The organism is Frankia sp. CoWAU3, from assembly GCF_977971855.1.
Map to the genome: position 1 here is coordinate 18010 of NZ_CDWWXB010000015.1, position 7767 is coordinate 25776.

General features: G+C 71.3%; 6 protein-coding genes and 2 pseudogenes. 2 read left to right on the forward strand and 6 right to left on the reverse strand.

Annotated elements, in window-relative coordinates:
• Together AC08ON_RS03210 and AC08ON_RS03215 are read left to right on the forward strand one after the other, a co-directional pair.
• Positions 1 to 451, forward strand: a pseudogene (locus AC08ON_RS03210) (hypothetical protein); the annotation flags it as partial.
• Positions 452 to 663: 212 nt separating this feature from the next.
• Positions 664 to 864, forward strand: a pseudogene (locus tag AC08ON_RS03215) (DUF5703 family protein); the annotation flags it as partial.
• On the opposite strand, the gene AC08ON_RS03220 reads toward AC08ON_RS03215, so the two are convergent.
• From AC08ON_RS03220 to AC08ON_RS03245, 6 genes are all read right to left on the reverse strand, one after another.
• On the reverse strand, positions 852 to 1295 hold the full coding sequence (locus AC08ON_RS03220; protein ID WP_476606354.1) for a hypothetical protein: 444 nt from the start codon (positions 1293 to 1295) through the stop codon (positions 852 to 854). The pseudogene AC08ON_RS03215 and the gene AC08ON_RS03220 sit on opposite strands and share 13 nt — an antisense overlap.
• 123 nt (positions 1296 to 1418) lie before the next feature.
• Positions 1419 to 2777, reverse strand: a complete 1359-nt coding sequence (locus tag AC08ON_RS03225) for a M20/M25/M40 family metallo-hydrolase (RefSeq protein WP_476606355.1) — start codon at positions 2775 to 2777, stop codon at positions 1419 to 1421.
• Between the two features lie 221 nt (positions 2778 to 2998).
• Complete coding sequence (gene prpB / locus AC08ON_RS03230) at positions 2999 to 3835, reverse strand: methylisocitrate lyase (protein ID WP_476606356.1); 837 nt, start codon at positions 3833 to 3835, stop codon at positions 2999 to 3001.
• Positions 3836 to 3869: 34 nt separating this feature from the next.
• Entirely contained in the window at positions 3870 to 5426 is a 1557-nt protein-coding gene (locus AC08ON_RS03235) for an MmgE/PrpD family protein (RefSeq protein WP_476606357.1), read from the reverse strand.
• 30 nt (positions 5427 to 5456) lie between these two features.
• A complete protein-coding gene (gene cobF / locus AC08ON_RS03240; protein WP_476606358.1) occupies positions 5457 to 6227 on the reverse strand; it encodes a precorrin-6A synthase (deacetylating) in 771 nt (256 codons plus the stop codon).
• A gap of 1 nt (position 6228) precedes the next feature.
• Positions 6229 to 7767: FAD-binding oxidoreductase (locus AC08ON_RS03245; RefSeq protein ID WP_476616421.1), on the reverse strand; the 1539-nt coding region annotated here is incomplete at its 5' end.

The window sequence follows — 7767 nt, forward strand, 5'->3', positions numbered from 1 at the left end:
GGTGGCCGGCGCCGGCATCTACCTGCTGTGGTCGGCGCACTCCTACGGTGACGGGCTGGCGCCGTTCACGCTGCAGCGCGACGCGGCACGTCACGGCAGCAGCTCGAACCCGCTGGCGGTGCTGTGGGACGCGGCGCGGGGCGCCTTCTCCGGCGAGCTGGGCACAGCGCTGCACGTGCCGTGGCTGCTCCTGGCGCTCGTGGGGCTGGTGGTCATGGCGCGCCGGCTGCCAGCGTCGTACCCGGTGTGGAGCGCCCTGGTCCTGGCTGTCGTGCTGACCGGCAGCAACCTGGACTCCGCCGAGCGGTACGTCTACGGGGCGTTCCCGTTCCTGCTGGTCGCCGCGCTCGTCACCGCCCGGCGGGAGATCTTCACCTTCACGCTCGCCGCCACCACGGCCGCGATGACCCTCTACGCGACGCTGGCCTTCACCCTCTCCTACGTGCCCTGACCACCGGCCGTACCCTGACCACCGGCCGCGCGTCGGTGGATGGCGCTGGGCCCGCATCATCTCGCGAGCGCTTCCAGAAGCCCTTCCAGAAGATGGCGATACGGTTAACGTAGAGGGGGACCGCACGATGATCGGTCGCCATCCCACGCCACACCACACCACGCCACACGCAGCCGGTCATCCTCCGCTCGCAACCACGAGGTCAGGCCGCATTGGATGGAGTAGAGCTGGAGTACCAGCGGCTGTACCTGCCGCCGGGTACGGACCGCCGGGCAGCCGTTCAGATCCTCACGATGCACGCCGAGTTCGGCCACTGGGAGCTCGAACGCCTACGGCTGTTCCCGGATGGCTCCCGGCGGGTAGTGCTGCGCCGCCGTCGGCGCCCCGGCGGCCTGCCCGGCTATCTGCCCACCTGGCAGCGGACCTGGGAGGGCGTGCGCACCTCGACCATGTCCGGAGCGATCCCCCGGGTCTGCAGATGCCGTCCCGACAACGCCCATCCGGCCGGCACCTCGGCTCCAGGTGCGTCGGCTCCGGCGTCGCCGGTATCCGCCTTCCGGGGCCGCCCCACCGTCCAGACGTCGACCCGGAACCAGTGATCGCTCCAATGGGCGCTGTCATCGGCCCGCAGCTGCACAAACCGGCGACGCAGAACCTGCCGGGCGACCTCCAGCGCGGACAACACGCTGACCTCGATGCCCCCGGACGGCTCGGCCCGATCGGCGATCCATACGCTGCCGTCCCGGCTGGCCTGCACGAGATAGGCGTAAGTGGCCCGGGGATGGTCCGCGTCCGCGTCCAGCGGAGCTCCGAGGCCGATGCTGGACAGCGGATCGCCAGCCATACCCCCATCATGTCATGCATCGACGATGGCTCCTACGCGGCTGGTGCCCCGCGCGCGGACAGCGGCATCTCGTCAAGCCGTACCGGAAGGTTCAGGTCAGCAGGTCCGTACCGGCAGGTCCGGTCAGCAGGCGTGCAGGAAGCGGTCGAGGACGCGGACGCCGAAGCGCAGCGAGTCGAGCGGCACCCGTTCGTCCACCCCGTGGAACATGCCGGAGAAGTCCAGGTCGGGCGGCAGCAGCAACGGGGAGAACCCGAAGCAGCGGATGCCGAGCCGGGAGAAGGACTTCGCGTCCGTGCCGCCGGAGAGCATGTAGGGCACGGCCCGGGCAATCGGGTCCTCGGCGCGCAGCGACGCGGCCATCGCCTCCACCAGCGCGCCGTCGAAGCTGGTCTCCAACGCCTGGTCGTGGACGACCCATTCGCGACGGATGTCCGGCCCGAGGATCTCGTCGAGCTGGCGGATGAACTCCTCCTCCTGACCGGGCAGATAGCGACCATCGACGTAGGCGGTGGCCTCGCCCGGGATCACGTTGACCTTGTGACCGGCCTCGAGCTGGGTCGGGTTGGCGGTGTTACGCAACGTGGCACCGATCATCCGGGCGATCGGGCCGAGCTTCGCGACGGTCGCCTCCAGGTCGTCCAGGTCGAACTCGATGCCGAGCGCCTCCCCGAGGGAGTTCAGGAACACCCGGACCGTCGGGGTCATGACCAGCGGGAAGGTGTGCCGGCCGAGCCTCGCCACCGCCTCGCACAGCGCCGTCACCGCGTTGTCATCGCTGATCATCGAACCGTGGCCGGCCCGGCCGGCAGCGGTCAGCTTCATCCAGGCGATGCCCTTCTCCGCCGTCTCGATGAGGTAAAGGCGCAGGTCGTCGGAGACGGTGTAGGAGAACCCACCGACCTCGCTGATCGCCTCGGAGCAGTCGGCAAACAGGTCGGGATGGTTCTCGACGAGCCAGCGCGCCCCGAGGACGCCGCCGGCCTCCTCGTCCGCGACGAAGGCGACGACGAGGTCCCGGGGTGGCCTGCGGCCGGTGCGGACGATGTCGCGGATGACCGCGAGGGTCATCGCGTCCATGTCCTTCATGTCCACCGCGCCCCGACCCCACAGGCAGCCGTCGGCCTCATCGCCAGCGAACGGCGGCAGGCGCCACTCGCTGGCATCCGCCGGCACCACGTCGAGATGACCGTGGACGAGCAGCGGCGCACGCGAGGGATCCGCCCCCTCCACCCGGGTCACCACGCTGGTGCGGCCCGGGGCCGACTCCAGCAGGGTCGGCTCGAGGCCCACCTCCGCGATCTTCGCCGCGACGTACTCCGCGATCGGGCGCTCGTTGCCGTCGCCGTTGCCGCGGTTGACCGACTCGAAGCGGAGCATCTCCCGACAGAGCTCGACCACCTCGCCCTCCGCGGAGGGGGCGGTCACCGGCAGGCGCAGGCCACCGGTGCGGTCGGGGGGGGTCGTGGACGCACTCGCCATGCCGCCTAGTCTGCCCCGTCGGGGGTGCAGCCGCCGGGGCGACCGTCTCCTGGGGCATCGACAGCTGCGCGGAACTTGAGGCGATCGACCCCCGGCTGCGGTGCGTGACCGCCATGAGCGCTTTCGACCTTGACAGGTCCGGGACGCCCCCGGCGGGCTATCGTGTGATGGCTGCGGTGGCGACGCTGGTCCCCGCCCTGCGACGGATGGCAGCCTTGATGTCAAAGGATGTCAGCGGCGCCGTAGCCGGCGTAGTCGAGCAGGTCGTAGAGCTCCGCGCGGGTCTGCATCGCCGGGACCAGGTCGGCCTGGGTGCCCTCGGCGGCGAGCGTCGCGAGCCCCCGGATGATCGCGCCCATCGCCAGGCGCAGCGTCGTCACCGGATAGACGACGGCATTGACCCCGAGGTCCGTCAGCTGCGCCGCGGTGAGCAGCGGCGACTTCCCGAACTCGGTCATGTTCGCGAGGATCGGCACGTCGACGGCGGCCCGGAACGCCGCGAACGACCGCTCGTCGGCGAGCGCCTCCGGGAAGATCATGTCAGCGCCGGCGTCAACGTAGGCACGGGCCCGGTCAATCGCCGCGGTCAACCCCTCCACGGCGACGGCGTCGGTGCGGGCGCAGAGCACGAAGGCGTCGTCGCGGCGGGCCGCCACCGCGGCGCGCAGGCGGCGCACCATCTCGTCGCGCCCGACGACCGCCTTGTCGTCCAGGTGGCCGCAGCGCTTCGGGTTGACCTGGTCCTCCAGGTGACAGCCGGCGAGCCCGGCGTCCTCGAGCAGCCCGATCGTGCGGTGCACGTTCAGCGGCTCACCGAATCCCGTGTCGGCGTCGACGAGGGTCGGCAGGTCGGTGACCCGGGCGATCTGCCCGGCACTCGCGGCGACCTCGGTCAGCGTCGTCAGCCCGACGTCGGGCAGTCCCAGCGCCGCGGACAGCGCCGCCCCCGAGACGTAGACGCCGTCGAAACCGGTCCGTTCGATGCTCATCGCGACCAGCGGGACGAACGCGCCCGGCCAGCGTTGCAGGCGGCCGGAGACGAGACCCGTCCGCAGCATCCGCCGCTTGTCCGCGACGGGCCGGCCGGCACCATCATGCGAAGACCCCCCTCGTCCCGCCCGTTTCCAGGGCAAGCGCGTCGGCGACGAGGGTCAGCCCGGCGAGCTCGGCCGGGGTCAGGGTGTCGAGCCGGCCGACCAGGTCGAGGAACCGGTCCTGTTCGGCGGCCGACACGACCCCCTCGGCGAGCGTACGCAGCTTGGCGACGTAGTCCGCACGCCGGAACGGCCGGGCCCCGGCCGGATGCGCGTCGGCGACGGCGATCTCGTCCACGATCGACGTCCCGTCAACAAGCGTGACCTCCACCCGCCCGCCGAAGGCCCGCTCGGCCGGGTCGGTCGCGTGGTAACGGCGGGTCCACTGCGGATCCTCCACCGTGCGGATCCGATGCCACAGCGCGACGGTGTCGGGCCGGGCGGCCCGTTCGGGGGCGTAGGAACGTTCGTGGTGCCACGTCCCGTCCTGCAGGGCCACCGCGAAGATATACATGATCGAATGGTCGAGCGTCTCCCGGCTCGCGGTCGGATCGGTCTTCTGCGGATCCCCGGCGCCGGTGCCGATCACGTGATGCGTGTGATGGCTGGTGTGGATGACGATCTGGCGGATCGCCGCGACGTCGACCTCGAAGGAGGCCGTGGACGGGCCGGTCCCGAGAGATGGGCCGGTCCCGGGCAGCCGGGTACGCAGCCGGCGGGCCAGGTCGATCAGCGCCTGGCTCTGGTACTCGGCGGAGTACTCCTTGGGATAGGTGGCGAGGATGCCCCGACGGGGCTCGCCGGGTTCCGGCAGCGCCACCCGGTACACCGCGTCCGGGCCGCCGAGCAGCCAGGCGACGACCCCGTCCTCCCCCTCGTAGATCGGCGCCGGCGAGGTCTGGCCGCGCATCGCCCGGTCGACCGCCTCCACTGCCGTCTTGCCGGCGAAGGCCGGGGCGTACGCCTTCCAGGTGGAGATCTCGCCCTTGCGGGCCTGACGGGTGGTCGTTGTCGTGTGCAACGCCTGGCCGACGGCCTGGTAGATCGGCTCGGGGGGCAGGCCGAGCAGGGCACCGATCCCGGCGACGGCGGAGGGGCCCAGGTGGGCGATGTGGTCGATGCGGTGTTCGTGCAGGCAGATGCCGGTCACCAGGTCGACCTGGATCTCGTACGCGGTGGCGATCCCGTGGACCAGCTCGGCGCCACCGCGGCCGGTGTGCTGCGCGACGGCGAGCACCGGGGGGATGTTGTCGCCCGGATGGGAGTAGTCCGCGGCCAGGTAGGTGTCGTGGAAGTCCAGTTCCCGCACGGCGACGCCGTTCGCCCAGGCCGCCCACTCCGGCGACACCCGTACTGCCCGCTCGACGCCGACGACCGTCGCTCCCGGGGTGTACGGATGGGCGAGCGCCTGGTCGCGGGCCGCGACGACCGGGCCGCGGGTCAGCGCCGCCGCGGCGACCGCCGCGTTGTCGATGATCCGGTTGCCGATCATCTCGACGACCTCCGGCGGCACCGGCACCCGCTCGGCGGCGACCTCGGCGATCTTCCAGGCAAGCTGGTCACGCCGGGGCGGCGCCTCGACGGACCGGCGGGCGCGCACCTCGTGCAGCTTCATCGGACATTCCCCCGGCCGTCTCCACGGTTCTCACCGGCCACTTTCCTCACGGCGGCGGAGCAGGTAGGTATCCATGATCCAGCCTTTACGCTCGCGGGCCTCGGCGCGGGTCCGCTCGATCAGCCCGCCGACCTCGGCGACCGGACCGTGCAGCAGGACCTCGTCCGGGGTGCCGAGGTAGGCGCCCCAGTAGATGTCGACGTCGTCGGCCGGCAGGGTCAGGAAGGTGTTCTCGGCATCGAGCATGACGACGACGTCGTCGACCCCCGGCGGGAATCCGGCGGCGAGCCGGCGACCGGTCGTGATCTCGACCGGGCCGCCGATCCGGTTCAGGATCAGCCGGTGGCGGGCGGCGAGCGCCTGCACGCTGGTGATCCCCGGGATCACCTCGTAGTCGAACCGCACCACGCCCCGCGCCACGATCCGGTCGATGATGCGCAGCGTGCTGTCGTACAGCGACGGATCACCCCAGACCAGGAACGCCCCGCAGCCATCCTCGCCCAGCTCGTCGAGCATCATCCGCTCGTACAGTGCGGCCCGGCGGGAATGCCAGTCCTCGACGGCGGCGGTGTAGTCCGTCGAGGACCGGTCGCGGCTCGGGGCACGGGCCTCGACGATCCGGTAGCCGTTCCCCTCGACGTGCCGGTCGAGGATCTCCCGCCGCAGCCGGACCAGGTCCTCCTTCGCCGCCCCCTTGTCCAGGACGAAGAAGACGTCGGCCCGATTCAGCGCCTTGACGGCCTGGATCGTCAGCTGGTCGGGGTCGCCGGCACCGATGCCAATGACGAGGATCGTGCGCATCTCAGCGCGGATCGGACCCGGCCGGGCTCACCGAATCCGGGCTCACCGAATCCGGGCCCACCGTAGCCGCCAGGCCCGGGGCGACGTCCACCCCTGGGACGATCTTGCCGGGGTTGAGGTTGCAGCCCGGGTCGATGCCGTCGAACAGCGCCGTGAGCAGGCGCACGCCGGCTGGTGAGATGTCGTCGGCAAGCCAGCGCGCGTGCTCGACGCCGACCGCGTGGTGGTGGGACAGGGTGCCGGCATGCTCGATGAAGCCCTGCTGGATCGCGGACTTCACCGTGTCGTACCCGTCGATCGCCTCCAGCGTCACCGGGGAGGCATAGGCGAACGTGAAGTACAGGCAGGCCCCGGAGTGGTACGAGTGCGACAGGTGGCACATGATCCAACCGGTCACACCGATCTCGGCGAACGCCTTGTTCGCCCGCGCGACCACCCCCCGGTACAGCGGGCCGAGCTGCGACCAGGACGTCGACGTCTCCGACACGTCGGCCATCGCGCCCTGGCCGAGCAGGAAGTCCCGGATGTACGGGGTGTCGAACTTCTTCTGGTCGTAGAGCTGCCCCGGGCCGGTGCCGACACAGATCCCGCCCCGGCGCGCGACGATCGCCCCGACCAGCTTGCGCTGGGCCTTGACGTGCGCGGGTGAACCCTCGAAGCCGATGAACGACAGGCACATCTGGTCGAGGTCGTACCTGCGGACCCGGCGCAGGTACTGCTTCATACCGGCCGAGACGAGACTCGAGGCCAGGGAGCCGCGCTTGCGGGTGGCGAAGGAGAACCGCGTCTCGTTGGCGTCGGAGACCCGGGTGACCGTCGGCGCGGCCTCGCTCGCGGCGATCTCCCGCATGGCCAGCAGTGCCGCGTCCCAGGTCGGGAAGAAGTAGCCGAGGATCACGCGCTGCTCGGGCACTCGGTGCACCTGCACCGTGGCCTCGGTGATGATCCCGAGCCGCCCCTCGCTGCCGAGGATCATCTCCCGCACGCTGGGACCGGTCGACTGGCTGGGCACGGGCCGGGTGACGAGTACCCCGGCGGGGGTCACGACCCGCACCGCCCTGGTGATCTCCGCGATGTCGCCGTACTTGTCGGACTGCATGCCCGACGAGCGGGTGGCGATCCAGCCGCCAAGGGTGGAGTGGGCGAAGCTGTCCGGGAAGTGGCCGAGCGTCCAGCCCTGCGCGGCCAGCTGCTCCTCCAGACCCGGGCCGAGGGCACCGGCCTGTACGCGGGCGAGGCGGGCGTCGGCGTCGATCTCCAGCACCCGGTCGAGCCGGCCGAGGTCGACGGAGATCACCGGGCGGGTCTCGGTGCGCGGCGCCTCAAGACTGCCGGAGATGTTGGTGCCGCCGCCGAACGGGATGACGACCGCGTCCGCGGCCAGCGCCGCAGCCAGCACCGCCCGGACCGCCTCCTCGTCTCCCGGGTAGACGACGACGTCGGGCAGCCTGCCGAGGTCGTCGTTACGAACCCGGACGAGGTCACGCAGGCTCTTGCCATAGGCGTGCACGACCCGCGCCTGTGCGTCGGTGGTGACGTG